The following is a 25,786-nucleotide window of genomic DNA, read 5'->3' as shown; positions in this document are numbered from 1 at the left end:
TCCCTCTGTACTGGTGCAGCCCTTATCTTCTTCAAGCAGAAGAAGGGGTTGCATACCAAGAAGGAGGATCATGGTGTGTTCATCTATGCTTGTTCGCATAGAATGTGATTAAACTCAATTCAAACGTAAACAAATGAGCAAGTGTGTTGAAATCTGAATAGTGTAACCGATAGGCTCACCCTTTCGTCAGGATGGGCCTATCTTCATATCAAGTTAATGTAAACCCAGAACAAGAATGATTCTATACGTTATCATAACATTCGTGGCTATCCTTATTGGTATGGCACTTTCCGTATCAGCCTTTGGTACAGGCGGTAAGCGCAAGAAGATATTCCAGGACATCTACTTCTCCATCGAGGACGTGGATGGCATCGGTGTGATCTATACCAAGACCGGGGAGTATTCTGCCATCCTGAAGATGGAGAACCCCGTCCAGAAGTATTCTGCCAACATCGACAGCTATTATGAGTTCAACCATCTGATGACCTCCCTTGCCCAGACTCTTGGTGAAGGCTATGCCATCCATAAACAGGATGTGTTTGTCCGCAAGCATTTCCATGATGAGAGTAACGATAATCATGAGTTTCTGTCAGAGTCTTATTTCAGGTATTTCACAGGCCGTCCCTATACCGACAGTCAGACCTACCTTATCATTACTCAGGAGAACAAGAAGAGTCGCATCTTCTCTTTTGACAGCAAGAAATGGCGTGACTTTGTCGTGAAGATACGCAAAGTGAAAGACCAGCTGAAGGATTCGGGAGTATCGGCGACCTATCTTGACGGCACCACAGCCCGCGACTATGTTGACCGTTATTTCGCGATGAACTTCAAGGACAAGATAATCTCCATGACCAACTTCAAGGTAGATGAAGAGTCCATCTGCATGGGCGACAAGCGTTGTAAGGTCTATAGCCTTGTCGATGTCGATTGCATCAACACCCCTTCCATCGTCCGTCCCTTCACCAATATTGAGGTGAACAATGTCGCCATGCCTGTTGACATGGTGTCCTTGGTTGACAGCATCCCGTCAGCCGATGTCGTGGTGTATAACCAGATGTTCTTCATACCGAACCAGAAGCGAGAGCTCTCCCTTCTCGACAAGAAGAACCGTCATGCCAGTATGCCCAACCCCAGCAACCTCATTGCTGTGGAGGACATCAAGAAAGTTCAGGAAGTCATTGCCAGGGAGAACAAGCAGCTGGTCTATGCCCACTTCAACCTTGTTGTGGGTGTTCCCATTGATGCCGACATCCAGAAATGCACCAACCATCTGGAAAACGCCTTCGGTCGTTTGGGCATCCATATCAGCAAGCGTGCCTACAACCAGTTGGAGCTGTTCGTCAACTCCTTCCCCGGTAACTGCTACGGCATGAATCCCGACTACGACCGATTCCTCACATTGAGTGACGCTGCCGCCTGTCTCATGTATAAGGAACACATACAGCATAGTGAGGAGACCCCTTTGAAAATCTACTATACAGACCGACAAGGTGTTCCTGTTGCCATTGACATCAGCGGCAAGGAAGGCAAGAACAAGATCACGGACAACTCAAACTTCTTTTGTCTGGGTCCAAGTGGCAGCGGCAAGTCGTTCCACATGCATGTCATATGGACTAAAACGCATCGAAAAGAACTCCAAACAAAACTTAGAGAAACGTCATAAATAGCTCATTTTCAATACATATTCATTAACATAACGCTCCAACCGCCTATTGCGAGTTTCATCCGTTTATAGTAATTTTGTACCACGGTTGTACCATGGGCAGAGGGACACACGGTTCTTAATGAGGGTTCTTATTTCCTCTTATTTCCCCTTGTTTCCTCTTAAAAGTTTCCGTCAAGGACCATCCCCCATGAGTCACTGCAAAATTCAAAAATAACGGTAAAAATGAATACTACAACTCGCATTCCAATCGTGCTGATGTCCGTAGAGGAAACAGCGCAGGCAGTAAGCATCAGCGTCAAGACAGTACGCAGTCTTATTCGTCAAGGCAGGCTAAGAGCCGTAAATTTCGGTACACGCATGACCAGGATCTATTTGCAAGACCTTCTTGAAATAGCCAAGGGACAAGGTTATCAGGTGGTTCTCCCTTCTTCCCTATCGTTAGAAGGAGCAACGTCCAAGAAAGCACAGAGGCTAAAAGATGCCGAGACTGGCTCAGTCAACAAGTTGGCAAAGTGTCGCAAGACTCCCAGGGCTGGTGAAAGAGCACCTGATGGAGTAACCCACGACACCCATTACACAATGGCAGAGGTGTTGAGCACCTTTAATATCAAGTATGGAAGATTCTATGAAGTCCGCAATCGTTACCAACTCCAGTCAGTTCACGCATGGGGAACGACCTGCTTCAAGAAAGAAGACGTGGAAAGGGTTATCGGGCTTTATAATGAAGAACAGGGAAAGAACATTTCCGATGACTGGTACACCTGCTTCGACATCATGAAACTCTACGGATTGGGTAAGACTCAGGTACGCAGATTTGCAGAAACTCATGGAGTGAGAATCCGAAAGTTCAAAGGCGGAAGAGCCAACTACTATCTGAAAGCAGACTGGGAGGCAGCACGCAAGAAGGCAGAGAAAAGCAGCACTTCGACCAAGGCAAAGCGGAAGTGAGAAACAAACTCATATACGACCCATGCCGTTGCAAATGGTCTGAAACTGCTATCATTGACGGTCGAAACAAACCCCAAACGCAGAGAAACGGATATAAGATAAAATGCGCTACTGAAACCCCATTTAAGTCCGATTTTTAGCGTAAAATCATACTCAAAAGCAAATTCAGGTTAAATTCAGATACTATTTGAAGCCATCTTTGCTTTCCTCTTTTCACGGCAATCTAACTTTGCATCGGATTTGAGAGTTAAAGCGTTGCGACCATGGCTATTCGCATCCTCAGATACACATCGGTAAGAATAATAAAAGAATAACAATATGACGAACATTTGTACAAAGGTCACCGTGCGGAAACGACCTATCAAGAACGGACAGACTTCCCTCTATCTGGATTTCTATCCCCCAATCCGCAACCCGAAGACAGGCAAACTCTCACGCAGGGAGTACCTTGGTCTTTACATCTACACCAACCCAGTTGAACGCTTTCAGCAGGAGTACAACAAGAGTATGATTCAGAAAGCGGAAATCATCAAGTGCCGCAGGACTGAGTCCATCATCAATGAGGAGTATGGCTTCCTCGACCGCAACAAGGGCAAGGAGAGCTTCTTGGAATACTTCAAGAACCTCATGATTGAGCGTGGCAGCAGCCAGAACTGGGCAACCGCCTACATGCACTTCCACAACTACACGCATGGAGAGTGCCGTTTCTGCGACCTTACCGTTCCGTACTGTCAGGGATTCCTCGACTACCTGTTGTCGGATGCCTGTATGCACAACGGCAAGCGCATGATGGGAACAACAGCCAACAACAACCTTACCAAGTTGAAGTGCATCCTTGCCATCGCATACGAGGACGGACTGCTCAAAGAGAATATCGCCAAGAAACTTGTGCGTGCCAAGGCTCATGGCAACAAGCGGCAGTTCCTCACCAAGGAAGAGTTGTTGCAGCTGTCTCAGACTCCTTGCAAGAGTGATGTCCTTCGCCGTGCAGGTCTCTTCTCCTGCCTTACAGGTCTTCGCCTTTCTGACTGCATCAGACTCCAGTGGGAGAACATAGTCAAGTTGGCTGATGGCGGCTGAGGAATGGACATTATCACAAAGAAGACTTCCACCGCTGCAATCCTGCCTATCAGCGAAGAGGCTCTGCAGCTCTGTGGCGAGCGAAGCACTGGACAGGTGTTCAAGAATCTCACGAACAGTACAGTGGCATTGTATCTCAAACCGTGGATAAAGGCTTCCGGCATCGAGAAACACATCACCTTCCACTGCTTCCGTCATACCTTTGCCACCTTGCAGTTGGCAGAGGGAACGGACATCTACACCGTGAGCAAGCTGCTTACCCATAGCAATCTTGCCACTACTCAGGTGTATGCCGATGTGGTGGACGAGCTTAAACGTGATGCAGCAGAACGTATCTCTCTCAAGATGCCAACCAAAGCAGAGAGTGACCAGACATAAGTGAATAAAATAATCAGGATAACAAATGGAAGAAAACAAATCATTATCGTTCGACCAGCTGCCCACTGCAGTTGGCGAACTTCTGACCAAGGTCAATACGATGATGACTCGTCTTGATGACATTGGTCAGAGAATAGGCAATGTTCCGTGCGAGAATGACCATGTTCTTATGGACATCAGAGAAGCAAGTGCCTTCGTCCGAAAGAAGGTCTCATCGCTCTATGCTTACACATCTGAAAGGCGCATTCCTTTCTACAAGAGAGGGAACACGCTCTACTTCTTCAAAGACCAGCTGATAAAATGGATTGAGGCAGGTGGCTCATGGGACAAGCCTTACGAATCGACCCAGGAGGAACAGGCAGACTTCGAGGCTCATCTGGCAATGTTACAGAAGAGCAAGAAGAACAAGCCTGCCTCCATGAAGAGGGACAAGGATGAGAAAATTCCTAATGGGGAAAGAATGACATGACGGATAAGAGAATCATGTAATCTACTTTTTACGAAAGGGAAAAGAGAAACTATTCATTCTTTCTTTGCTGAGTAATCCGTTTCACTTATAATCCGTTTTTCAAGATGAGTAACCAAAGCATAAAATACGGAATCCTGCTGACCAAGGAACAGCTCGATTTCTTGAAGGATGACAGGCAGGGCTTCCACCGCATGACCGCCTTCGGCACTTTTGTATCAATGGCATCCACCAAGCCAAGTGTTTATCTGAAGACAGGCTTCTCCGCTTCTCTCTCCATCGGGCAGTTTGCCATCTCTACCGTTGAGCTGTCTGCCCTTTGGAAGTGTGACCGCAAGACAGCGGCAAAGGTGGTGGAACTGTTCAATCAGGTGGGCATCCTCTCAACCGAGAGGAACAACCGCACCTCCATACATACGATACTATGCATCGCCTTCTGGTACGTTGACGGCATCAAGGAAGCCATCAAGAACCCCTTCTACAACCGTCAATCCGTGACTTCCGCCACCCAAGAGGAATCGGTGTCCAATGTCCCATCCGATACCGCTTGCTCTTCGGAAGGCAATCTTTCCAATGGCATAGGTCAGCAGAAAGACAGCAGCGTCAATCCTGCCACTACTGACATTCTGCAGCCCCATGTTCCTGCCTCTTATAATACCTCTTCCCCTTTCGTTAATTCTCATGTTATCGGGGATGGACTTTCAGATCCTTCTCCGATACCACAAGACTTCAAACAAAGGGAAAAGGAAGGTGATGACCATTTTGAGTATGAGGTTGGACAGCCGTCAGAAGATGACTGCAATCAAGGAGAAGGGGCATCACCCATTGAGTTGCTGCCGTCTCCTGTCTATGATGACGAGGGCAACCTCTTGCAGCCACCGCCCCATGAAGGACGATGCGAGGATCACACGGAGAGACATGGCGCGCATATCACCCCAAGTCACTCATGATGTCATCTCTACTTTTCCCTTATTTCGACTATTGACGTTCCCGACAGGCAAGCTATCCAGAAGCCGCTACCTCTATTAGCCGTAGTTTTTTTTCGGAGGTCTAAACAAGAAGTACCAGTGTCAGACGGTTTCGCTTCGCCCACCGCTTCCTACTGGCATTCTTGAATGTTCGCAGGCTCACATTGGCTGTCCTGTTATATCAAGTATAAACTTTATAAACCCCATCTACAATGACAAAAGACAAGAATAACAACACGGAGAAAACCTCAAGGAAGAGACCTCCGAAGACCAGACACATTGACGTTCGTTTCACAGAAGAACACTACGACTTGGTAGTACATAATGCCCGACTGTCAGGCAGGAGCAAGAGCACATATCTTCATGACTTAGGCATCGGACACAAGCCATCCCTACCCATGACCGCAGAGCAGGAGGAAGCCTTGAAGGGCTTAATCGGGGCAAGGTCTGAACTGGTTTATGTGCGCAATGCGCTTCATGCCCTGCCACAGACCGAGAGACTAAAACTCTTCAAGAGAGCCGACTTCATGGAACGTTGGCTTCAAGGCATCAACACCCTGATAGAGGAATTGAGCCGCATTAGAGACAAATTCTTGGATATGTTATGATAGCAAAAGCGTCAGCAATTCAGCATGGTCAGGCAATGACCAATTACGCAACCAAAAACAATCGCGCGGACATCGTCAAGACCAACCATCTCAGCGAGGGTCTGCCGCCGATGGGCATGTGGGACGAGATGGTGCTGCATCAGTCCATGTTCAAGCAGAGGTATGCCAAGAAGCCCATCGAACTGACGTCCATCCGCTTTGAGCTTTCCCCATCTGAGGAGGAGGCACGTAACTGGACTATGGAGGACTGGAGAAGATTCCTTGACGAGTTCATTCGTGAGATGGATGGTATCTCCAAGGTGAACCACATCGGCAAGAAGAAAGGCAAGGCTGCAACTTCGGTCAAGCCGACCAACATAGCCAACTCACAATATTTTGCCGCCCTTCACCGTGACTCCAAGAGTGGCATTCCCCACCTGCATCTGGTGGTGAACCGCATCGACATGGACGGTAATCTCAATGATGTGAAGTTCATCGGTGAGCGTGCCGTGATGGCTGCGAAAGCCATCAATCAGCGTCATGGTTGGAAGGATGCCATGGATATTCGTCAGGAACGCATTGCAGAGGTGACCAAAGCCTGTATGGATGTGCTGCGTTCAATGCCGTTCTTTGATTGGGATGAATATGCCGACCGATTGAGGGCAAAGGGATATGACATCGAGCTTATCCGTGACAAGAATGGTCAAGGCAGGGTGCATGGCTACCGCTTCAAGTTCGGAAAAACTACCATCAAGGCTTCCGAACTGGGTGTAGGAAGGAATCTCACCGCATCGAAAATCGGGAATACCTTCCGCAAGCTGCACCCTCAGCCAACACCTGTTGCAGTTGGTCAAAGACCTTCTCCTTCTGTTTCAAACGCTACCACATTGGACAGCAGAAATACGGCATCGCAAGGTGGTCTGTCTCGTACAAGCAATGTTGCCAAACCTGACCTTCCTGCCGGATTGAGAAAGATTATTGAAGTCGATGGTGAGCGTTTCAGCATAGTCATGCCGAGAACTGCTTACGACACGATGAACAGTTGTATCGAAGTTCCCGAGAATGGATCCGCAAGCCACACTGACATTCTGAATGTAGCCATGCTGCTCTTCATGAACTACCTTGATGCTGCCACATCGATGTCTGAGTCATGTGGTGGCGGTGGCAGTCCTGGCAGTGGCTGGGGACGTGATAAGGACGATGATGACCGTGAATGGGCAAGACGTTGCGCAATGCAAGCAAACACACTCTGCAAGCCGATAAAGAGAGGCATGAAACGATAACTTTTCAAACAAGAACGGTATGGGAAGAAACAAGAAAGATGCCACACAGGATGTGCTTAACCTGTACAATCAGATGCAGGAGGACGAGAACATCGAGAGTGGCAAGGAAGAAATCAAAGTGACCCTGAAAGAGATTGAATCAGCCAAGAAAGCACTCTATGAGGCAAAGGAGGAACTGGGCAATGCCTATCGGAGGTTGGAATCAACGAAAGTGGCACTTATGGCTGCCCACAGGAGCACGGACAACATCGTGGATAGTATATGCCATGCCATAGTCAAGGCAGAGCAGAGCAACCTCAAAGTCGGCATCAACGATGAAGGAGTTGCCCAGTTGGATAAGCGGAACAACACCGCCATTTCTGCTTTCAAGCAAGCCCTTGACGAGCATGAGAAGCGGATAAACGACCTGTTCACTCACCAGCAGAAAGAGCTTAAACGAATCCGCAATATCGAGGAGGGTGCATACTTCAACGGTAGCACCTATGCCTGGATGTTCGGCTTGGCTTTCCTAAGTTGGTCTATCATCTTTGTTGAAATCACCATTTGGATATGCATCACACTTTTTTAGAAAACTCAAAACATCAGAATCATGACAGACAACGAATACAGCAAGGCAAGAAAAGCCGCTGTTGATGCCCTTATCTACTGGGCAAAGACAGGCATGAGAGAGTTCACCATGCGTGACGCAGTAAACGACTATCTGGAGGCGAGCGGTGCTAACCGCCCCTCCATCGGTGGCGAATAGACCATCCTTGCACACAGAAAAAATGCAGCCAACCGACTGGCGATTGACTGCATATACAATTCATTTTGCAATAAGATTACTTACTTTCCCTCTTTTCCATCGGTTTTATTAGATGAGTTTGTTTTTGTAGTTGCTGTTTTTGATGAGGTTGCTCGTGGAAGAAGAGTTGGATTAGAGCCTATTGACCAACGATTATTCTTCGGTTGCGACGGAGGAACATTTGTGTTTGTGCGACTGGTTTCTTTTCGCTTTTGTTCCGCTTTTCTTTTTTCCTCTGCTCTTCTCCTCGCATTTTCCCGTTCTAAAGCAATGCGATTACGTTCATTAATCTCATGAAGACGTTGATTGTTTATCCTTTGTTGCTCTTGTTGGAATCGTCTCTCATTTTCTTTTCTAATTTGTTCATTACGTTCTTCTTCAAGATATCCTAAATTCCGCAGCATTTTAGTTTAACTTATTTTATAAGTACCTGAGCAACAAAAAGTTGCTCAGGATTTTGCTATGTCAGATTTTTCACCTATCTTAGTGTTGCAAATCAAAATATGTATCAAACCCGACAGACATGGCAAAGGTAGCAATAAAATCTGAGAAACTCTCTCCTTTTGGAGGAATTTTTTCAATAATGGAGCAATTTGACTCCAATCTCTCATCTGTAATCGACTCAACCCTCGGTATGAGATGTAGGCTGTATGGTTATCAATACAGCGAAATCATCCGTTCGCTTATGAGCGTTTATTTCTGTGGCGGCTCATGCATAGAGGATGTCACCACTCATCTGATGTACCACCTCTCGCTTCATCCGACACTTCGCACATGCAGTGCCGACACGATTCTCAGAGCCATAAAGGAACTGACCCAGGATAACATTTCCTACACATCCGACACTGGCAAGACCTACGACTTCAACACGGCAGACAAGCTGAATACACTGCTCCTCAATTGCCTATTGTCCACAGGGCAACTGAAAGAGGGCGAGGGGTATGACGTTGACTTCGACCACCAGTTCATAGAGGCTGAGAAGTATGATGCGAAGCCTACATACAAGAAGTTCCTTGGTTATCGCCCTGGCGTGGCGGTTATTGGCGACTTGATTGTCGGCATTGAGAACAGCGACGGCAACACAAATGTCCGTTTCCACCAGAAGGACACGCTGAAGAGGTTCTTTGAAAGGTTTGAACAGAACAAGCTTATTATCAACCGTTTCAGAGCTGATTGCGGCTCGTGTTCTGAAGAGATAGTGGAAGAGATTGCTAAACACTGCAAGACCTTCTATATCCGTGCCAACCGATGCAGTTCGCTCTACAATGACATCTTTGCCCTCAGAGGTTGGAAGAAAGTGGAATTGGGCGGCATTGAGTTTGAGCTGGCCTCCATTCTCATCGAGAAATGGAAAGGGAAGGCATACCGTCTTGTAATCCAAAGGCAGAAGCGGATAGACGGCGAACTCGACCTGTGGGAAGGAGAATACACCTACCGCTGCATCCTTACAAATGACTACGAGTCTTCCGAGAAAGAGATTGTCGAATTCTATAACCTCCGTGGAGGGAAGGAACGCATCTTCGATGACATGAATAACGGATTCGGCTGGAACAGGCTTCCAAAATCCTTCATGGGAGAAAACACGGTGTTTCTTCTGCTTACGGCACTCATACGCAACTTCTATAAATTCATCATGGCGAGGCTTGACGTGAAGAGGTTCGGACTCAAAGCAACAAGCCGCATCAAGGCGTTTGTCTTCAAGTTCATCTCTGTGCCAGCCAAATGGGTCAGGACATCAAGGCAGTATGTGCTGAATATCTATTCATGCAACAACGCTTATGCTGATGTGTTCCAGAATGACTTTGGATGACACCGACAACTTATGGTCGTGATTTTGCGTATTGCCTCAAGTCGCATGGTGGGGTAAGGGGATTTAATGCGTCTTTGTGGCGATTTTTGCTGCGTTGCACCCTCTTTTGCCACAGTGTCGCTACCTTTTTGACCTCTGTGTCATCTTATGAGGGCGGTTGCGGATTTGAGGTTGAACTTTTGTGCAATGTTGAAGATTAGTAATTCTATTCAACATTTGTGCTAAAAGTCGGCTCCATCGCCAATTTGCCAGCCGTTATGCGGCAGCTTAAAAAAAGACGACACCAAACCAAAAAAATCATCTTGACAACCACCCGACTTTGAACTACGAAGGATGAAATTTTTCAGGGACAACTTCCAGCATTTCCAAAAAACAGTTTAACCATTGACTTGGAGACAAACAAACAATTTGAGCATTAAGGTTTAAACCGAATTTTTCCGAAATTGACCTGACCTGACTTTTCCTGAAAATCGACTTTAAAGCTGTTTTTACAGATAAATCAGGTTTCTCTAACAGACAGGAAATAAATGCTAAGTATTTGGCTTTAAACTTAAAATCAAAAAATAAGTGTTTTCTTTTAATGTTTAACAGGGCTGATTTGACAGTTGGCGGTGGCAAGAAACTTTCAGGACCTACCTCATAGACAAGTTTCAAATCAAAAAAAGTATGATAGAAAACGGTATATGGATTGTAAAGCTTCCTCGAAAATAACTTTTGTGTAGGTTCTAATTGAAGGACAATGGAACCTCCCAGAAAATTTCCAAGACTCTCAAACATCAGGATTTTGAAAATATCGGAAGTAATGCCATAAGGAATATTTGACACCACTTTGAAAGGAAATTTCGGAACTGCAAAATTCCTAAAATCACAACCGACAACTTGAACATTTCGGGCATCAGAAAATAATTTTCGTAAATGTTCAACCAAAGCTGTGTCGTTTTCAATAGCAACAACATTGTTGGCGATTTTTAATAAATGAACAGTAAGAAACCCCTTGCCTGCCCCAATATCTAAAACCGTATCCTGATTACTTATATTTGCTTGTCTTATTGCATCTTTTATTAGCACTTTATCAATAGTAAAGTGCTGACCCGTAAAACGAACGGGCAATTTCTTTTTTGTCATCCTTAATTCCGCAACACTTTGATTTAACTTTATTTATAAGTACCTGAGCAACTGTTCATACAACGGTTGTTACATCCTGCGCATGACATTGCATTTGCAGTTTCTGACAAGATAGGACTTGACAGGAGAGCTGCACCAGCCAAAATAGGCAGAGCACCTTTAGCGGCTCTCTTAAAGAACTCACGACGAGACTGAAGTTCTTCATTCTTACCATTTTTCTTCATAAAATAAAAAATTTAAATTAAACAATATGCCTTTCGGCATTATTTGACAATCTCAATAAAATCAGTAGGAATATACGCAGTAGCGACAAGGCACAATCCCGAGATCTCAACAACAATTCTTTGTTGTCCTGCTATTCTGGCAACTTTTCCAACCACTCCCTTGAAGTCACCAGCTATTACTCGTACTTTATCTCCACTTTTATAGTGACACTGTTCCGCTGTAACAATGCGTACATGCTCACTATCAGTACTTGTTGCTTTGATAAAATTTATCATTGCATTGTATGGTATAATAAGCGGAGGATTTTTACCGTTTGCCTCTGGAGGAAGCGTCTTATCCAAATAATATTTTATAAAAGAGATTGGGGCATCAACTGTCTTTTTCACAAAACTGTCTGATTGTTCCCTTGTGGCGTATATAAAAAGAAAGTTGGGAAGAAGAGGCTGTTGTATTCGCTTCTTCTTCCCAGCAATCACTTTTAGTACATAGTGCATCGGCACGTATGTCTTAATATCATTCTTCTTTGCTTTCTCTACGGCTGCATTTACCCTGTTATAAGTAGCACGAAGAACAAACCAGTTGTAACCTTCCTGCTGGACATATTCCGAGGACACCCCTGTTTGTGAGCTTTGGGCTTCGGGGGAGACATTGGAGGCAAATCCAATGTGAGGAGGTGAATCGCAACCTCGTTTGGTATGCGCATTAAGCAATGCGTTCATATCGGCTTATATGTCGTTGCTCGTTAATAGCAATATAGACATAAAAAGAGCGTGGAAACGTCTGTTGTCTATTCCACAGTCTGAGGCTCTAGCAATTGCCTATCATAGTTGAACAGACAACGTCAGAGCCCACGCCGATATGAATAATCATTTCCATTAGGAGACCATAATAAACAATTGTTGTGCCCGAAAAGGTACAATCCGTGCTTACAGGTCTCCGCAGGAGCGATATTATCACACCCGGGACATCTACCGTTGGCTTTGCTCAAGACTATGATAACTGTTAATTTGCTAGATTACAGACTGTCTTAAACAGAGCGTTAGTAAACGCCTTCATTATGTCTGGACTATCTTTCCCACCCAATGCCCGCTTTGTACCGCTTTGTCATTATGACTCCGCCATACTCAGCACGGCGTAGGCTGCCTTGTATGCCATCACGAAAGAACACGTCTAACCTCAATGGCTATAAACATGGCGATAATAGTCCGCTGCAAAAGTACAAAGAAAATCTCAATACAACCTCATTTTGTTATGGAAAAGTATGTATAAACCTTAAATTTAACCATAATTAACTAAATTCTTGCTCAAATCTCGTATATTTTGTGTAAGGAAATGGCCTCTTATTGGCGTAAAAAGCAAAAGACAGATGCGAATGTCACATCTGTCATTATTGTTGTCGCACATGTCTTTCTTGAAAGAAAGCCTATGGCTGGTTTATTTCAGAATGATTTTCTCCTTTGCTGGATGACATAAGGAGAATGTACTTTTGCCGTCTTTGTTTGTATAGCAGAAGTCGCATGAATTTATAATATCCATGCCAATCACCACATCATAGTCTGAATTGTCGTTAAGCAGAGCCTGAACATTCAACTCTGCTGTTCCTGTTGGAAGGATAACATGAACAAGGTAAGTCCAGGATTCGACATCACCTCCTGCACTCGAAATAAGAGCCTTGTTCTTCGGTTGTAACCCTAAAGCATTTACAACTTCCTGTGAAATCAATGTATTGGTCGCTCCTGTGTCCCACAATACATTTTCAACTTGGCAATGAACAGGAACAGCCACGTTTGCCGACAAATCTACGGCTGGACAGATAATGACGTTTGTAAGAATAGCCTCTGGCTGGGATTCGTATTCTTTTGTATATACAGCCATTCCTACCTCAACTCAATTTTTCCCGTATATGAAGTTTGTTGAGGAACAGGCTCGTCAGTGATAAGGCGAACCAAACGGACATAACCTGTCCGTGCAGCTCTATTTCCGTTAATGACGGGAGCCTGAACTGCGGTTGCAAAATCTATTGTCTTGTTCTTTATAACTTTCATATACCTACAATTTAAAAAATGTCCCGCTGGGTACGCTGTTCTTATGGGAAGCGAGCGGGATTTGTCAATGCAAAGGTAGGCATTCAATTCCAAAAAACCAAACAATTGGAAGAAAAACTAATCTAACTACCCTAAATTTAACATTTTATCAGGAAAACTACTAAACAATGAATACGTCTTTCAAACGCTATTCTATTGCCGCCGAATTATTAACCTGCATTGTCTATCAGCAATATATGCCGACTGAGATACAACTGAGGTACAAGACATCCATTTTCGCCCAATGTTGAAGCCACCAAGAAGGCTCTCTCATCCCTCTTTTTCTTTTTCGATTGTCACACTCTTTATGGCTGATGGAGGTGGGACTTATTATCAAAAATGCGCTCTTTGGATAGCAATCAGCCAAAATTACCCAAAATATTTTCATAAATAATCTTAAAACCACTTTTTACCCCTGTCATAGTTTTTTCTCTTTGCCGAGTGCTTTGAACTATAGATTTTCGCCTGTTCAAAATTTGTACCGTTTTGAATTTGTTGTTTTCAAGAGAGTGCTGTAGCTCAGCGTGTTAGGAGATATAAAAAGGCTTCCACATGAACACCCAAGAGAATTAGATAGATTTATACGAATGTTATTAACAAGAATAAACTCCCAATTTAAAGGGCAGAAAGAAGAAAGAATAATTTTAGGAGGGCGCAATATACCAAACCATGATAATGATTTGCTTGGTTATCGTATACCTATTCCTGAAGATACTATTAAAAATGTGATAGTGTATCCTGCTGTACACAAAAGCTACGTAGAAAAACTTGAAGCTATTACCTTTATTAAGGATAAGATAATAGAAATGGCATAAGAGTCATTTACCTATTTCTTCTTTTCGTTATTTACTTATGTCATAGCAATAGAACTAATAAATTCAAGAAACTCTACATTCAAATGGACAATAACGAAATACGTAAACAGATGGAGCTAGACCAGAAACGTGCTTTCTGTAAACAAAGCTGTACAAAAATTGACCAAGGTCTTGATAAACTTGATCCTCGAAGTGGAGAACGGGCAATTTGGGAACTATTTCAAAATGCTCGAGATTTGGCACGATTAGACAATGGAAATAAAACGGCTCACATCAAAATAACCTTAACCCCAACAGAGTTTATTTTTGCACATAAGGGACAGCCATTTGACCACGACTCTCTTACATCGTTGGTTATGCAGGTGTCTTCTAGAGGAAAGGAAAATGATGACACAGTAGGTCAATATGGCACGGGGTTCTTAACAACACATGTCTTCGGTCGGAAATTGCACGTCACAGGTTCTTTGGATATGGGGAAATATTCTCCCGGAACCTACTCGGATATCAATCGCTTTGTCATTGATAGAACGTATGATAATATTACTGAGTTTGTAGACAAAGTAGCACATCAACTTCTTGCAGTTAATGAGTTTGCTGACGCACCCAAGACCACATACTTCCGTGAATGGACGGAACTGTGTTATGACCTTTCGTCAATGGAACGTGCTTTGGAGAACGCAGAAGCCGCTCTCGTATCTTCATTAACTGTTATTCCATATGTAATGACGGTAAATAATCCAATCGTAGATGTAGTAATAGAGAATAAACTGACAAATGAGATTTATCAGTTCGAGAAAAGACAGCTACCGGATGAGGAAGGTTTAAAAGTAATGGCTGTGCTTATCACTCATAATGAAGAGTACGAAGAAAGAAAGATTTATTATCTAGAGTCTGAGGATGGAGATGATCTGGCAATACTTCCACTCGAAACTCCATATAAAGCAAAGAATTTGAGTGGAATAGCGAAGTTATTTGTATACTTTCCACTCCTTGGCACAGAGAATTTCGGTATGGATGTGATATTTCATTCTAAAAAATTCTTTCCTGTTGAAGAGCGCAACGGATTACATCTGCCGGTATCAAACGCAAATGTTCGCTCAAAATATGAGCAGAATACTCAAGTTCTTGACTCACTTACAGAAATGGTTCAGCAGTATTATCGAGAACATGCAGAAAACATTACCAATTGGGTAAATATTTCTGGACTGTCATTTGATTGCGAGCATCATAAAGAAGATGTGACAAAAGATTACTTTCGGACTTTCAAGAAAAAATGGAGCAACTTCTTCCAAAATCTTCCTATGGTTGATTTCGGTGATAGGAGAATAAGCATAACCGAATCGGATATTCGTTTCTTCTCACAGGAAATAATATCGGATTTCACTGATGAAAAAGCAGGAGAAGTATACTTTGAGGCTCTATATGATGCAGCTATCGTAACAAACAGTATGGTTGCACGCTCAGAGATAATAGCATGGAGCAATGTAGTAGCTTCTTGGGATGAATTGCATCCTTCTTTAATTGGAGTAGAGGAAATAGCTAAAAAGCTCGGAGCATGCGATAATGTTTCTAAATCGACACTATATGCGTTTGATTCATATCTTTCCCAGAAAGGATTTAGTACTTTATTTGACACATGTGCCCTTATCCCTAATAGAGCCCATATTAAGAAGAAGAGAGCAGAACTTCGTGATGCTTCCGCTATTCCGGAATGGCTTGAACAAATCGTCACGGAGCTTGTCCCGGACAAAGTAGATTCTTTTTCAGATGATATGTTTATTGGTCTTGCCGGAATGACAGAATTTACACGCAACGACCTACGCGATGCAATTACAAGCCGCCTTAGAACTTTACGACAAGACTGGCTTGAAAAAGGCAATATTTATGAATCTTCCGTGGTAGAAACATTACTTAAACTTAGCTTAATATTCACATCTGAAACATCATCTATAGGCCGTAGAAACACGACAAAGATTATTAAAGAACATCTCGGAATAGCTGCCGATGCGCGTATGATGGCACCTCTTGATAGTAATGAGAGAGACATAGCGGAATTGCCTTTCAAACATTTGGTTGAGTGTATGCTTCTTGAAATATCTCAACAAGATAAAGAATGGATAACAAATAATAGCGATTATATTATTTCGCTACACTCTTCACTCTCAGAATGGACAGAATATTATAATAGAAACAACCATGATGGTCTATGCATCAAATACGGTGCATTCCCAAATCGAAACGGCTGCCCATCTATGGTTCGCAACCTTGAAAAAGGTATTGATATTCCAGATGAATTATCTGTGCTATATCAGGAGGTAATGGATAACGATCTTAACGACAGACTGGTTGACAATCGCTTTGAGTCATTCTGTGATTTCAATAATCTTTCAGCCAAGGATGTGGCAGAAGAAATTGAAAAACGGTTGGAAGAAAATGGATTCCAAGGCTCTGCAGTCCTTGATATCATCAATAATATTGACAAGGATGAATGTTGGGGACGCTGGTTCCCTCGGATTGCCTCCCAAAAAGCGGAATTGTTCCTAAATCACGTTCGAGAAGACTGTAAAGAAAGTGTTTTCAAATTGATGAAAATAAACGATCCGGATAAGTTAGAACAGCTTGCTGAACTTGCAGATGAAATTGATCTTGATGAGATTATCAAGAATGGTCGTGCATCTATAACTACTCAACGTAATAGAGAAGTTGACTTCAATTTCAAATTTGAATTGGGAAGGTATGTTGAGCGAATGATTCAGCAATATTTATCTGATTACATAATAGAAGACGATATAACAGTTGTAACTGAACAATATGGTGCGGACTTGAGTATCTGCAAGAACGGCACCCCGGCATACTACATTGAAGTGAAGTCTCGCTGGGGGACAGATCAATCCGTAATGATGTCACCTTTACAGATGTCACAATCTGTTAAAGAAGCAGATAATTATGCTCTGTGCTGTGTTGATATGTCTCATCTTAAACTCTCAGATGACGAATTACATTCATATCCACCGCTCGAAGATGTATTTCCACTGATTAAAGTTCTACCAGACATCGGCAATCTGAACAAAGAGGTGTCAGACATCGCTAATGGTCAAAATAAACGCCTCGTCCGAATTGGTGGTGATTTCAAATGTGTAATTCCTCAGGAGACCATTAGGGCTTACGGAGTTAGCTTTGTTTCACTCATTGACACAATCATTTCTAAAATCTTATCAGATTAACCAATGGACAAGTTCATTAAGTCATTGTTTTCATTAACTATTTTACCTAATTTTGTAATGTGAAAGACAAGATAATGGCACAGAATTACGAAGATATAGTACGCGAGTGGTACACTCGCTTGCGTCCGGAGTTTCTTCGCCGTCTGACGGCGAAGTATTCCAGCTTATCGCTCTATGATGCCGAAAATCTTTATCAAGATACGTTTATAGCCGTGCAGGAGAATCTTATGCGTGGTCGTATCAAAGAGGATACATCGTGGAGCAACTACATCATGACAATCGGGATGAACCTGGCCAGCAAAGCATGGCGTAAGATTGGCAAGACCGATTCGACCGATGAGGGATTCGATGATGATACTGGTTCAAAAACAGCCCGCAAGGTGCAGGAATTATTGAAAGCTCTTCCGGACGATGAGGATGAAAAGCCTCTCTATAAAAATGAAGAGGCACTTTCTTTGCTTGGCAATGAACTGACTCATACGCCTGAGCCGTGTGGCTCTATAATTCGTCTATTCTATTATGAAAATATGTCTATGGACGAGATAGCCGAGGAGATTGGTTATCGCAACGCCACAACCGCAAAGGCAAAGAAAAGCCAGTGTATGACCGACTTGATCAAGCGAGTGGCTGATGCGTTGCGTCGAGCCGGTTTTGATGTTACACCTAAAAAACGGAATCGCAATGGAAAGAATTGACCTATACGATAAATATATTAATGACCAGCTTTCAGAGAAAGAACGGTCAGGCTTTGATGCCCGGTTAGAATCTGACGAGAATTTTGCATCGGACTTCAAGGTATATCTATTCACCGTTGATGGCATCTGTCGTGAAGCTCATCAGGACAATCTTGATTTTGGATTGGCATTGAAAAACCTTTCCAAAGAGCAACTACGCAATATTATAGGTGCCAAGGCAGAGAGTCCTGTTAAGCCAAAAATCTTGCATTTCAAACCGTGGATGTGGCAAGTAGCATCGGTCGCCGCAATTTTCGTTATTGTTTTTGGAATGTTTTTCAATATCGAAAAGAACGCTAGTTATGCGGTGGACAATGCCATATATACTTGTGCTGACATCAGCCCTGACCTGGTCAGAGCAGGTGGTAAGCCGATTGACATTACGTCAATGACTCAAGACGAGTTAAAGACTAAACTTACTGAATTGGAATCCCTATATCAATCTGCCTCTACAAATGATGAGATAGCTGATACTGGCTATGCTCTCGCCATGGCATACTTGCGCCTTCATGATAGAGACAGAGCAAAAAGTGTGCTCAATCAACTTATCGTAAGGTTTGAAGGCAATGCAGACTATGCAGATGATGTGAACAAATGGAAGTCTATTCTGAATCTCCTAAAATGATAAAGAGAATAAGCATATTAGCCATTATATTTTTTATTGGCTGTATGAGTAGCTTTGCTAAGAAAAGAGCCTTGCTGATAGGCATTGGCAACTACGATTTTACCGCTACCGGCTGGTCCGTAATACATGGAAACAATGACGTTGCTCTGCTTGAATCAAAACTTAAAGCAAAGGGGTTCTCTGTTACTTATCTCACTGATAACAGAGCTACAAAAAGCAACATCAGGTTCGCATTATCTGATCTTGTAGCTTCAGTAACCGCTGGAGATATAATTTATCTTCATTTCTCAGGTCATGGCCAACTTATCGAAGATATGAATAATGATGAGCAAGAAGATCTTGATCAATCTTTTGTCTGTTATGATGCTTGCTTCTCGTCCAATTATAAAGTATCTGGCACCAGTTATCGTGGACAGAACCATTTTATAGATGACGAGACGTTCCCATATCTTAACAACCTCAAGCGAAAAGTTGGTAAAACCGGTTCTGTAATAGTAGCATTTGATACATGTTATAGTGGCGGTGCTGACCGAGGAGAACAAGCAGACAGTTCAGACTCGGAAAGTGATGTGGAATGGATTGACATTACACGCGGCACAGACGATGAATTCAAGGCGAACGCATCAGCAGAAACGTATCTTCGCACTATTAGGAAACCAGGTAGCTATACAACTGGAGGTGGTAAAATCACTATAATTAGTGCTTGTGAGAGTGATAAGAAGAATTATGAATGCAAGGAACGTCATTCTGGTCGTAAGTATGGTTCTCTGAGTTATTGCATCGGCAAGATGCTCGACATGAACATTCCCATAACCCAATGGGAAACATACTTTCTGTGTCAGAAATTTCGCACATTACATATTATCCGACCATCGCAAAATCCAGTAGTTGAAAGCTACAAATAACGAAAACATATAGAAATCGAGTAGGAGGTAAACACTAATCATAGGTTGTTTATCTCCTATTTTCGTGTTTACCGACCTCTCACACCACCGTACGTGCCGTTCGGCATACGGCGGTTCTTAACGCGGGTGCACTTTCTCGTAATATTCCGTAAGCGTGGGATAGTGCGCCCGTTTCAAGTTCTCATTGGATATAGCACGTGTAAGTATGGGGCTATGGACGGTGCGCCAATAGCCTTTTCGGGTATTTGCCCACTGCCATGCCTGCCATTTGGCGATGCCACACCTTTGTAGGTTCTTGAAGCGTGTCCGCACTCGTTTCCAGCATTTCCATATACACATGCGTATGCGACTACGCAACCATTCATCAGTTTCCCTTAGATAGTTGCGCATCTCGGCAAGCCGAAAGTAGTTCACCCACCCTCGGATTGCATAGGTCAGTCTCTCCTTGCGCTTCTCGTAGCCCCAGCCGTTACTGCGCGATGTCAGTTCTTTCAACTTTGTGCGTAGTTTGGCTTTGGTCTTCGGATGAACGCACAAGAGAGCCTTTCCTCTTCACATATTGAACGAGTAGCCGAGGAACTTCTGTCCGTGGACACTGCCGACATGCGTTTTCTCGCGGTTTACTTTGAGGAAGAGTTTCCCCTCTATGAACTTCGATATACTTTCGCATACTCTTTCAGCCGCCCTCGGACTTTTGCAGAAGATGACGCAGTCGTCGGCATAACGCACAAACGGAAGTCCGCGCCTTTCAAGTTCACGGTCGAGTTCCGTCAGCATTATGTTGCTCAGTATGGGACTGAGCGGTCCGCCCTGCGGCACGCCCTCCGTCGTGTCCTCATACTTGTGTCCGACCATTACTCCTGCGTTGAGATACTTGTGTATCAGTGATATGACCCTGCCGTCTTTGATGGTTTCGCCAAGTAGCTGTATCAGTTTGCTATGGCTGACCGTGTCAAAGAACTTTTCGAGGTCAAGGGCTACGCAGTATTTATATCCGCTGTTGATGATTTCCTGCGCCTTTCGCAGTGCTTGGTGCGCGCTCCGTCCCGGTCGGAAGCCGTAGCTTGTCTCCGAGAACTTCGGTTCGTACACCAGGCTCAGAACCTGGGATATGGATTGCTGGACTACGCGGTCAACCACGGTGGGTATGCCGAGCCGGCGCGTCTTGCCTACCTCTTTGGGTATCTCTACCCTCCTTACGGGATTGGGGCGGTAGCTTACGCCAAGCAGACTTTCAGTTATTTCTTCCTTGTGTTCCCGCAGATATGGCAGCAGTTGCTCTACTTCCATTCTGTCGATTCCACCGCTCCCCTTGTTGGCCTTGACTTGTCTATATGCTCTGTTAAGGTTGTCGGGAGTGAGGATGTACTCTAACATCCTGTCTGACGATAGTTGCACTTCTACGAGTTCGTCTCCAACTATCCCAATCAAAGTAGGCGCTCCCTCATACCTTTCGCTTTCCGAGCTATTCTTCCGAGGGCAGCTTTCTGATGTTTTCGGCTTTTCTCCTTTCATCGGGTAAATAAAGTCTTGCTCGTGTGGTTAAGTTTTGCCCTTCGTCTCCGCCCACGAGCTTTAAGGCGTTGACTACTATGGCATCTGCTGACTTCTGTGGGTTTGTTGTTACTGCTTGCCTTGCGGCTCGCCCCACAGACCTCCCCGATTAAGAACATAATCTTTCAGTCTTATACTCCCTTGATTTACTCGCGTCAGTCCGGATAGCTATCGGGCTTCGGTTTGTTCAGCAACCTTACCCCTGACTTTGAGCCTTGTATCAAGTTTCTGTGCGTGGAGCCAGACTTTTGTCCTTAGCTTCCTTCCGATTCCCCTCGCGGTGGACACCGTTGCCTCGGACTATGCGCTTCCCGCTATCGGGGCGCGCTCGGGACTTTCACCCATTAGATTATGCCCATGTCGGGCGAACTAATATGAAGTCCATCTCCGAAATTGAGATGGACTTTTTCGTTTACCCTTTTCTTGTTTTGGTATTACTAAGTGTTAGACAAATTTAAAACAAAAAAGGATATGATTACAAAACAGGAATTTGACATCGCCACAAAGTCGGCCAGAGCCAACTTAGCCTTGGTACTTCCAAAAATGATTAGTTATAAAAGCTACATTCAGGTATCTGTACTTGATATTACAACTTCTCAGGAACTTGCAGATGTACGTGATGGTCGCATCAATCAAGTTTTGATTGACAAATTATGCCACATAGCACACCAAGAATGGGTGTTGTCTCGAGATGCCACTTCGCTCTATTGCGTAGCAATGGCCGTAGCAACTATCGTCAAAGAATATGACTGGGGAACGCAATACCTCATCGGTAACGGCTTATGGGAAATTGCACAACGAATACAAAACGCTTAAACTCAGAACACATGGAAACTCAGAACTTTAATTTTGTCGGAAATATCAACGGCCACAGAAAAAAACTTGTAGTTATAACACCAGTAGAAAACGGTGGCGTTTATACCAATAAGTATTGCCCGCAAGAGCTTCTTACTGGTGGCCTTGGTTTTGTTGTGGCAGTCAATGGGGAAAATCTTGACGAGTTTGTGAAGGATTGCCAAAAACAAATGATAGCTATGGAAGCAGCCGGTGTGCAGAAAACGTTGCTCGATGTTCACATAGCAGGTCTAATGGGCGCAGTAATGGATCACCTCACACGGTGCGGACGGTTGATATTTGGAGACCTGCTCATCTATATGGATTGTTTCTGTCTTCTATTGGAAGCTGATGGCTTTTCAGAAGACGAAATCGGTGACATATACCCTCGTGTAACCCGCACTATCGTTGAACTTTATCCAGACTACATTTTCAACACAGCAGATCTCTCGCCATTCAAAGGAAGTCATTTTGACTTTGTACTCTACAATCTCACCCACAAATAAATCAGAAACTATGAAGAAATTTCTATCCACAGTTTTAATCATCCTCATTGTCACCTGTGTCTCGTGTGCTGATTCAATCAATGAGATAGAGAAAACCTATCAACGAGGCATTGAGAGGGCTAAATCCGCCCAATCCCCTGACGAACTATCCCAAATCACAATTGATGTGCGTAATGACCTTATTAATGGGGCGAAAGGAATCGGAGGAGACCGAAAACTGAGTGAAACAGAAATGCGCCGTTATTACAATGCTCAGCGTGAGTTTGAGCAAGCGGTCGAGAATCGACACTATCAGCTTACCGGTAACAGGGGCGTTTGGAGGGAAGTAGAATGATTTACCTTTCTCAACTCAAGGTATATAAAATAAAAGAAACCTATAAAACTCAAAGATATGGAACTATCACCAATGGACAGAATGATTGTCCCCGGTTTGTTTTCGCCGCAGGAAAAACAGTCTTTATATCAAGTAATGTGCGCAGTACGCCGGATTGGTAATCATCACATGATGCAGAAAGAGAAGCACATCCACGAAGTAATGACAATAACCGGAATCACATCTAACGACCAAATCCAATCGCGGACATTATCCCAGCCACAGATGACCGACATACTGAAACGTATGGACAACGGCAAAAAACTTTACTTCGCCAAATTTGTTTCTATCACCGGACTCATAGGCGGACTCTCGGAAAAAGAAACAATGTTCATCAACTGGCTTTTCTCTGAAATCAACGTGCCTACAGACTTCTAACTATGTTTAATCCTCCAAAACATCGTTTCCGCGACTATTTCCGTCAGGATCTTATCAACAATCTGATGAACCGGTCAAATCAAGGGACAATACAACTCTATAAACATCATATCATAACGGAATGTGTCATGTACTCTTGCGATATGTGTTTGGAGTTTCAGCGCAAATCCGATGGGCTGTTGACTTCAGTCTGGATCGAACATATCACGAAAGAAGCAGGTGAAGCTCTCAAAATCATACTGCCAAGAGATTTCAATGATGCTGACATCCACGTCGCAATCGACAAGGTACAACAGCTTATGCGCTTTCCTGCCACAAATCTACAAGAAGAAGTTGACAGATATTATAACCGTATTTAATTTTACGAAGAGATGAAGCTTTTAATAAAAATCACACTGGTTCTTGCCGTATCGGTAATGACATTTCAGCCGATGGCAGCAAAAAAAGATGAGCCGTCATATAATCTCAGTCGTGCGCTTGAAGAAGCACAGCGCGGCAACAAGCAGAGTGCAATGGAATACTTCAACAAAGAAGTAACCGATAATCCCAAGAACGGATATGCTTATATGGCGATGGCTGCTTTCCACATGGATAATTCAGACTATGGCGAGGCTCGAAATGCAGTTGAATCAGCTCTGAAATACCTGCCTAAGAAAGATAAGGGTAGCCACGCATGTATACTTCTGTTTCGTGGTCAACTGCTCGCTATTGAATGCGACACCGTTGGCGCATATTCCGACATGGCTACTGCAATTAAACTTGATCCAACCAAGGAAGAAGCGTATGAGAAACGAGCCCAGTTGCTTTATGAACAGGGGCGTTACGATGATGCTGATACTGATTATCAAAAAATACTCGTACTCAATCCCGGGGGTGTGATGGGTAGAATGGGGCTTGGACGCAATGCTTTTGCCCGTAAAGATTATGATATAGCAATCGAACATTATAATCGTATCATAGCTCTTAATCCTGATTATTCTTCCAGTTATTCTTTTAGGGCAGAAGCTTATCTCGCCAAAGGAGAACATCTGAAAGCCATTGAGGACATCTGTAAGGCATTGGAGATAGACAGCGATTCAAAAGCCCATTACCTTCTGTTTCAGTTCCCTCCAAATCAGCTTCCGCTTATCGTAACTAAGTTAAAAGGGCTTTCTGCAAAGCATCCCCATACAGGAGAATATGAATACTATATTGCTCAGCTATATCAGGACAAGCGTATGTTTGTCCAGTCGAATGAAGCACTTGAACGGTCTTTTGACATAGATGCGCAAGGTTTTGTATTGGAGATGATTGCTGACAATTACTCGAAAATGGGTGAATATGAAATTGCGCTGAAGACCTTAGACCGTGCTATGCAGATGATTCCCGATGATGACGACTTGATAGCCAAGCATGCTGATATGCTCGGCGAATCGGGAAACTTTGAAGGTGCAATATCTCAATGGGGAGAATATATAAAAAAACATCCTGACTATTTTGGTGGCTATTATAGACGTGGTTTTTTTGAAGATAATTCCGATCGCACGGAGGATGCCCTTGCAGACTACGAAATGTCAATAATGTTAGCACCAGAATATGCTTATGCTTATCTTGGCAAAGCTGACATTCTTGAGAGACTTGGTCGACATGAAGAGGCAATTACAACTTATCAAAGAGTTGTTGAATTAGATACCGTCCCCAATAACGAATCATGTGCTATGTACGCTCTGTTGGCACTAAACCGTCGAAAGGATGCTATTGCATTTATGGATAGAGTACTTGATAATGACAGTATCAATCCAGGTAATTATTATGATGCTGCTTGTCTTTTTGGCAGATTAGGTGATAATAAAAAAGCGTTGGTGTATCTCGAAGAATCGTTGAAAAAAGGATTTCACCGTTTTATGCATATATGGCATGATGATGATTTGGCAGAGTTACGTTCATTTCCTGAATTTGAAAAGTTAATTGCAAAATACAAGAATAGAAAAATTTGTCAAACAAATAATCAAACAAAAGAGGAAGTCATGAATACAGACAGCGTGTCTGATATGTCAGAAATCCCGTTTACGCCATGTGGAGGCATTGTCAAGGTAAATTGCTTGATAAACAATCTCCCATTGAACTTCATATTTGATACTGGAGCAAGCACGGTTTCACTTTCCTTGGTTGAAGCTAATTTCATGATGAAGAATGGCTACCTTAAACCGAGTGATGTCGTTGGAACAGGAAATTTCTATGATGCAAATGGTGACATATCAGAAGGCACAATAATAAACCTCCGTCAGATAGATTTTGGAGGTTTAAAACTGGATAATGTCCGTGCTTCCGTTGTAAAGAACCAAAAAGCACCGCTCCTTTTAGGACAATCGGTACTAGGACGCCTCGGTATAGTTGAAATAAACAACCAAAGCAAGAAACTTATCATCAAATCCAATAGATGACAAATTTCAAA

General features: G+C 43.5%; 22 protein-coding genes and 4 pseudogenes. 21 read left to right on the top strand and 5 right to left on the bottom strand.

The window, feature by feature from the left end; genetic code table 11:
- The 10 genes and pseudogenes from CCC32_RS10865 to CCC32_RS10820 form a co-directional block, all read left to right on the top strand.
- A pseudogene (locus tag CCC32_RS10865) lies at positions 1-108 on the top strand (DUF4133 domain-containing protein); the annotation flags it as partial.
- 127 nt (positions 109-235) lie between these two features.
- Positions 236-1,657, top strand: a pseudogene (locus CCC32_RS10860) (TraG/VirB4 family ATPase); the annotation flags it as partial.
- A 231-nt stretch (positions 1,658-1,888) separates the two neighbouring features.
- Positions 1,889-2,614 carry a helix-turn-helix domain-containing protein gene (locus CCC32_RS10855; RefSeq protein ID WP_234078687.1) on the top strand — a complete coding sequence of 242 codons (726 nt, stop codon included), beginning with the start codon at positions 1,889-1,891 and terminating at the stop codon, positions 2,612-2,614.
- A gap of 318 nt (positions 2,615-2,932) precedes the next feature.
- Positions 2,933-4,072: pseudogene (locus CCC32_RS10850) on the top strand (tyrosine-type recombinase/integrase).
- Positions 4,073-4,097: 25 nt separating this feature from the next.
- A complete protein-coding gene (locus CCC32_RS10845) occupies positions 4,098-4,541 on the top strand; it encodes a helix-turn-helix domain-containing protein (RefSeq protein WP_234078689.1) in 444 nt (147 codons plus the stop codon).
- 104 nt (positions 4,542-4,645) lie between these two features.
- Positions 4,646-5,488, top strand: coding sequence for a hypothetical protein (locus CCC32_RS10840; protein ID WP_048317554.1), 843 nt, complete (start codon positions 4,646-4,648; stop codon positions 5,486-5,488).
- Between the two features lie 230 nt (positions 5,489-5,718).
- Positions 5,719-6,114 carry a plasmid mobilization protein gene (locus CCC32_RS10835; RefSeq protein WP_048317552.1) on the top strand — a complete coding sequence of 132 codons (396 nt, stop codon included), beginning with the start codon at positions 5,719-5,721 and terminating at the stop codon, positions 6,112-6,114.
- Entirely contained in the window at positions 6,111-7,376 is a 1,266-nt protein-coding gene (locus tag CCC32_RS10830; RefSeq protein ID WP_048317550.1) for a relaxase/mobilization nuclease domain-containing protein, read from the top strand. The genes CCC32_RS10835 and CCC32_RS10830 overlap by 4 nt, the downstream gene beginning before the upstream one ends.
- 19 nt (positions 7,377-7,395) lie before the next feature.
- Positions 7,396-7,944, top strand: coding sequence for a hypothetical protein (locus CCC32_RS10825; RefSeq protein ID WP_048317548.1), 549 nt, complete (start codon positions 7,396-7,398; stop codon positions 7,942-7,944).
- A gap of 21 nt (positions 7,945-7,965) precedes the next feature.
- Entirely contained in the window at positions 7,966-8,121 is a 156-nt protein-coding gene (locus CCC32_RS10820; RefSeq protein WP_153093198.1) for a hypothetical protein, read from the top strand.
- Between the two features lie 80 nt (positions 8,122-8,201).
- Here the strand turns inward: CCC32_RS10820 and CCC32_RS10815 are convergent, their stop codons facing one another.
- Entirely contained in the window at positions 8,202-8,564 is a 363-nt protein-coding gene (locus CCC32_RS10815) for a hypothetical protein (protein WP_053078087.1), read from the bottom strand.
- A 119-nt stretch (positions 8,565-8,683) separates the two neighbouring features.
- Here CCC32_RS10815 and CCC32_RS10810 point away from each other — a divergent pair, with 119 nt between their 5' ends.
- Positions 8,684-9,970 carry an IS1380-like element ISBf11 family transposase gene (locus CCC32_RS10810; protein ID WP_234078895.1) on the top strand — a complete coding sequence of 429 codons (1,287 nt, stop codon included), beginning with the start codon at positions 8,684-8,686 and terminating at the stop codon, positions 9,968-9,970.
- Positions 9,971-10,294: 324 nt separating this feature from the next.
- Here CCC32_RS10810 and erm(F) read toward each other — a convergent pair whose 3' ends face one another.
- The 3 genes from erm(F) to CCC32_RS10795 form a co-directional block, all read right to left on the bottom strand.
- The gene (gene erm(F), locus CCC32_RS10805) at positions 10,295-11,095 is read right to left on the bottom strand and encodes a 23S rRNA (adenine(2058)-N(6))-methyltransferase Erm(F) (RefSeq protein WP_002682030.1); all 801 of its coding nucleotides are present in this window, start codon (positions 11,093-11,095) and stop codon (positions 10,295-10,297) included.
- A 263-nt stretch (positions 11,096-11,358) separates the two neighbouring features.
- Entirely contained in the window at positions 11,359-12,039 is a 681-nt protein-coding gene (locus CCC32_RS10800) for a UpxY family transcription antiterminator (protein ID WP_049129570.1), read from the bottom strand.
- 715 nt (positions 12,040-12,754) lie between these two features.
- A complete protein-coding gene (locus tag CCC32_RS10795) occupies positions 12,755-13,195 on the bottom strand; it encodes a retropepsin-like aspartic protease (RefSeq protein WP_048316574.1) in 441 nt (146 codons plus the stop codon).
- 733 nt (positions 13,196-13,928) lie between these two features.
- On the opposite strand from CCC32_RS10795, the gene CCC32_RS10790 reads away from it, so the two are divergent.
- The 5 genes from CCC32_RS10790 to CCC32_RS10770 all read left to right on the top strand — a co-directional run bounded on the left by CCC32_RS10790 (position 13,929) and on the right by CCC32_RS10770 (position 19,707).
- Positions 13,929-14,219 carry a hypothetical protein gene (locus CCC32_RS10790; protein WP_287074410.1) on the top strand — a complete coding sequence of 97 codons (291 nt, stop codon included), beginning with the start codon at positions 13,929-13,931 and terminating at the stop codon, positions 14,217-14,219.
- Between the two features lie 83 nt (positions 14,220-14,302).
- Entirely contained in the window at positions 14,303-17,443 is a 3,141-nt protein-coding gene (locus CCC32_RS10785; protein ID WP_044079400.1) for a sacsin N-terminal ATP-binding-like domain-containing protein, read from the top strand.
- Between the two features lie 74 nt (positions 17,444-17,517).
- Positions 17,518-18,138: an RNA polymerase sigma factor gene (locus CCC32_RS10780; protein WP_044079399.1), complete on the top strand. Its 621-nt coding sequence runs from the start codon at positions 17,518-17,520 to the stop codon at positions 18,136-18,138.
- Positions 18,125-18,802, top strand: a complete 678-nt coding sequence (locus CCC32_RS10775) for a hypothetical protein (protein WP_044079398.1) — start codon at positions 18,125-18,127, stop codon at positions 18,800-18,802. Before CCC32_RS10780 ends, CCC32_RS10775 begins: the two co-directional genes overlap by 14 nt.
- On the top strand, positions 18,799-19,707 hold the full coding sequence (locus CCC32_RS10770; RefSeq protein WP_052484580.1) for a caspase family protein: 909 nt from the start codon (positions 18,799-18,801) through the stop codon (positions 19,705-19,707). Before CCC32_RS10775 ends, CCC32_RS10770 begins: the two co-directional genes overlap by 4 nt.
- Positions 19,708-19,824: 117 nt before the next feature.
- Here the strand turns inward: CCC32_RS10770 and ltrA are convergent.
- Positions 19,825-21,222, bottom strand: a pseudogene (ltrA, locus tag CCC32_RS10765) (group II intron reverse transcriptase/maturase).
- 510 nt (positions 21,223-21,732) lie between these two features.
- Between ltrA and CCC32_RS10760 the strand changes: the two are divergent.
- The 5 genes from CCC32_RS10760 (at position 21,733) to CCC32_RS10740 (ending at position 25,775) form a co-directional block, all read left to right on the top strand.
- Positions 21,733-22,077 (top strand): hypothetical protein, encoded by a 345-nt coding sequence (locus tag CCC32_RS10760; RefSeq protein WP_044079397.1) that lies wholly within the window; start codon positions 21,733-21,735, stop codon positions 22,075-22,077.
- A gap of 11 nt (positions 22,078-22,088) precedes the next feature.
- Positions 22,089-22,601, top strand: a complete 513-nt coding sequence (locus CCC32_RS10755; RefSeq protein WP_042518005.1) for a hypothetical protein — start codon at positions 22,089-22,091, stop codon at positions 22,599-22,601.
- A 10-nt stretch (positions 22,602-22,611) separates the two neighbouring features.
- Entirely contained in the window at positions 22,612-22,935 is a 324-nt protein-coding gene (locus CCC32_RS10750) for a hypothetical protein (RefSeq protein ID WP_044079396.1), read from the top strand.
- 168 nt (positions 22,936-23,103) lie between these two features.
- Entirely contained in the window at positions 23,104-23,352 is a 249-nt protein-coding gene (locus CCC32_RS10745) for a hypothetical protein (RefSeq protein ID WP_044079395.1), read from the top strand.
- Between the two features lie 371 nt (positions 23,353-23,723).
- Positions 23,724-25,775 carry a tetratricopeptide repeat protein gene (locus CCC32_RS10740; RefSeq protein ID WP_287074403.1) on the top strand — a complete coding sequence of 684 codons (2,052 nt, stop codon included), beginning with the start codon at positions 23,724-23,726 and terminating at the stop codon, positions 25,773-25,775.
- Positions 25,776-25,786: the final 11 nt, after the last annotated feature.

The organism is Prevotella sp. LMAG:51, assembly GCF_008680225.1.
Classification (GTDB): Bacteria; Bacteroidota; Bacteroidia; order Bacteroidales; family Bacteroidaceae; genus Prevotella; species Prevotella pectinovora.
Note: the sequence above shows the minus strand (reverse complement) of the source record. Positions and strands in the feature narration are given on the sequence as shown.

Coding starts and splice junctions, on each gene's coding strand:
- CCC32_RS10855 (WP_234078687.1), top strand. CDS start 1,889: ATGAATACTACAACTCGCATTCCAATCGTGCTGATGTCCGTAGAGGAA.
- CCC32_RS10845 (WP_234078689.1), top strand. CDS start 4,098: ATGGAAGAAAACAAATCATTATCGTTCGACCAGCTGCCCACTGCAGTT.
- CCC32_RS10840 (WP_048317554.1), top strand. CDS start 4,646: ATGAGTAACCAAAGCATAAAATACGGAATCCTGCTGACCAAGGAACAG.
- CCC32_RS10835 (WP_048317552.1), top strand. CDS start 5,719: ATGACAAAAGACAAGAATAACAACACGGAGAAAACCTCAAGGAAGAGA.
- CCC32_RS10830 (WP_048317550.1), top strand. CDS start 6,111: ATGATAGCAAAAGCGTCAGCAATTCAGCATGGTCAGGCAATGACCAAT.
- CCC32_RS10825 (WP_048317548.1), top strand. CDS start 7,396: ATGGGAAGAAACAAGAAAGATGCCACACAGGATGTGCTTAACCTGTAC.
- CCC32_RS10820 (WP_153093198.1), top strand. CDS start 7,966: ATGACAGACAACGAATACAGCAAGGCAAGAAAAGCCGCTGTTGATGCC.
- CCC32_RS10815 (WP_053078087.1), bottom strand. CDS start 8,564: ATGCTGCGGAATTTAGGATATCTTGAAGAAGAACGTAATGAACAAATT.
- CCC32_RS10810 (WP_234078895.1), top strand. CDS start 8,684: ATGGCAAAGGTAGCAATAAAATCTGAGAAACTCTCTCCTTTTGGAGGA.
- CCC32_RS10800 (WP_049129570.1), bottom strand. CDS start 12,039: ATGAACGCATTGCTTAATGCGCATACCAAACGAGGTTGCGATTCACCT.
- CCC32_RS10795 (WP_048316574.1), bottom strand. CDS start 13,195: ATGGCTGTATATACAAAAGAATACGAATCCCAGCCAGAGGCTATTCTT.
- CCC32_RS10785 (WP_044079400.1), top strand. CDS start 14,303: ATGGACAATAACGAAATACGTAAACAGATGGAGCTAGACCAGAAACGT.
- CCC32_RS10780 (WP_044079399.1), top strand. CDS start 17,518: ATGGCACAGAATTACGAAGATATAGTACGCGAGTGGTACACTCGCTTG.
- CCC32_RS10775 (WP_044079398.1), top strand. CDS start 18,125: ATGGAAAGAATTGACCTATACGATAAATATATTAATGACCAGCTTTCA.
- CCC32_RS10770 (WP_052484580.1), top strand. CDS start 18,799: ATGATAAAGAGAATAAGCATATTAGCCATTATATTTTTTATTGGCTGT.
- CCC32_RS10760 (WP_044079397.1), top strand. CDS start 21,733: ATGATTACAAAACAGGAATTTGACATCGCCACAAAGTCGGCCAGAGCC.
- CCC32_RS10755 (WP_042518005.1), top strand. CDS start 22,089: ATGGAAACTCAGAACTTTAATTTTGTCGGAAATATCAACGGCCACAGA.
- CCC32_RS10750 (WP_044079396.1), top strand. CDS start 22,612: ATGAAGAAATTTCTATCCACAGTTTTAATCATCCTCATTGTCACCTGT.
- CCC32_RS10745 (WP_044079395.1), top strand. CDS start 23,104: ATGATGCAGAAAGAGAAGCACATCCACGAAGTAATGACAATAACCGGA.
- CCC32_RS10740 (WP_287074403.1), top strand. CDS start 23,724: ATGAAGCTTTTAATAAAAATCACACTGGTTCTTGCCGTATCGGTAATG.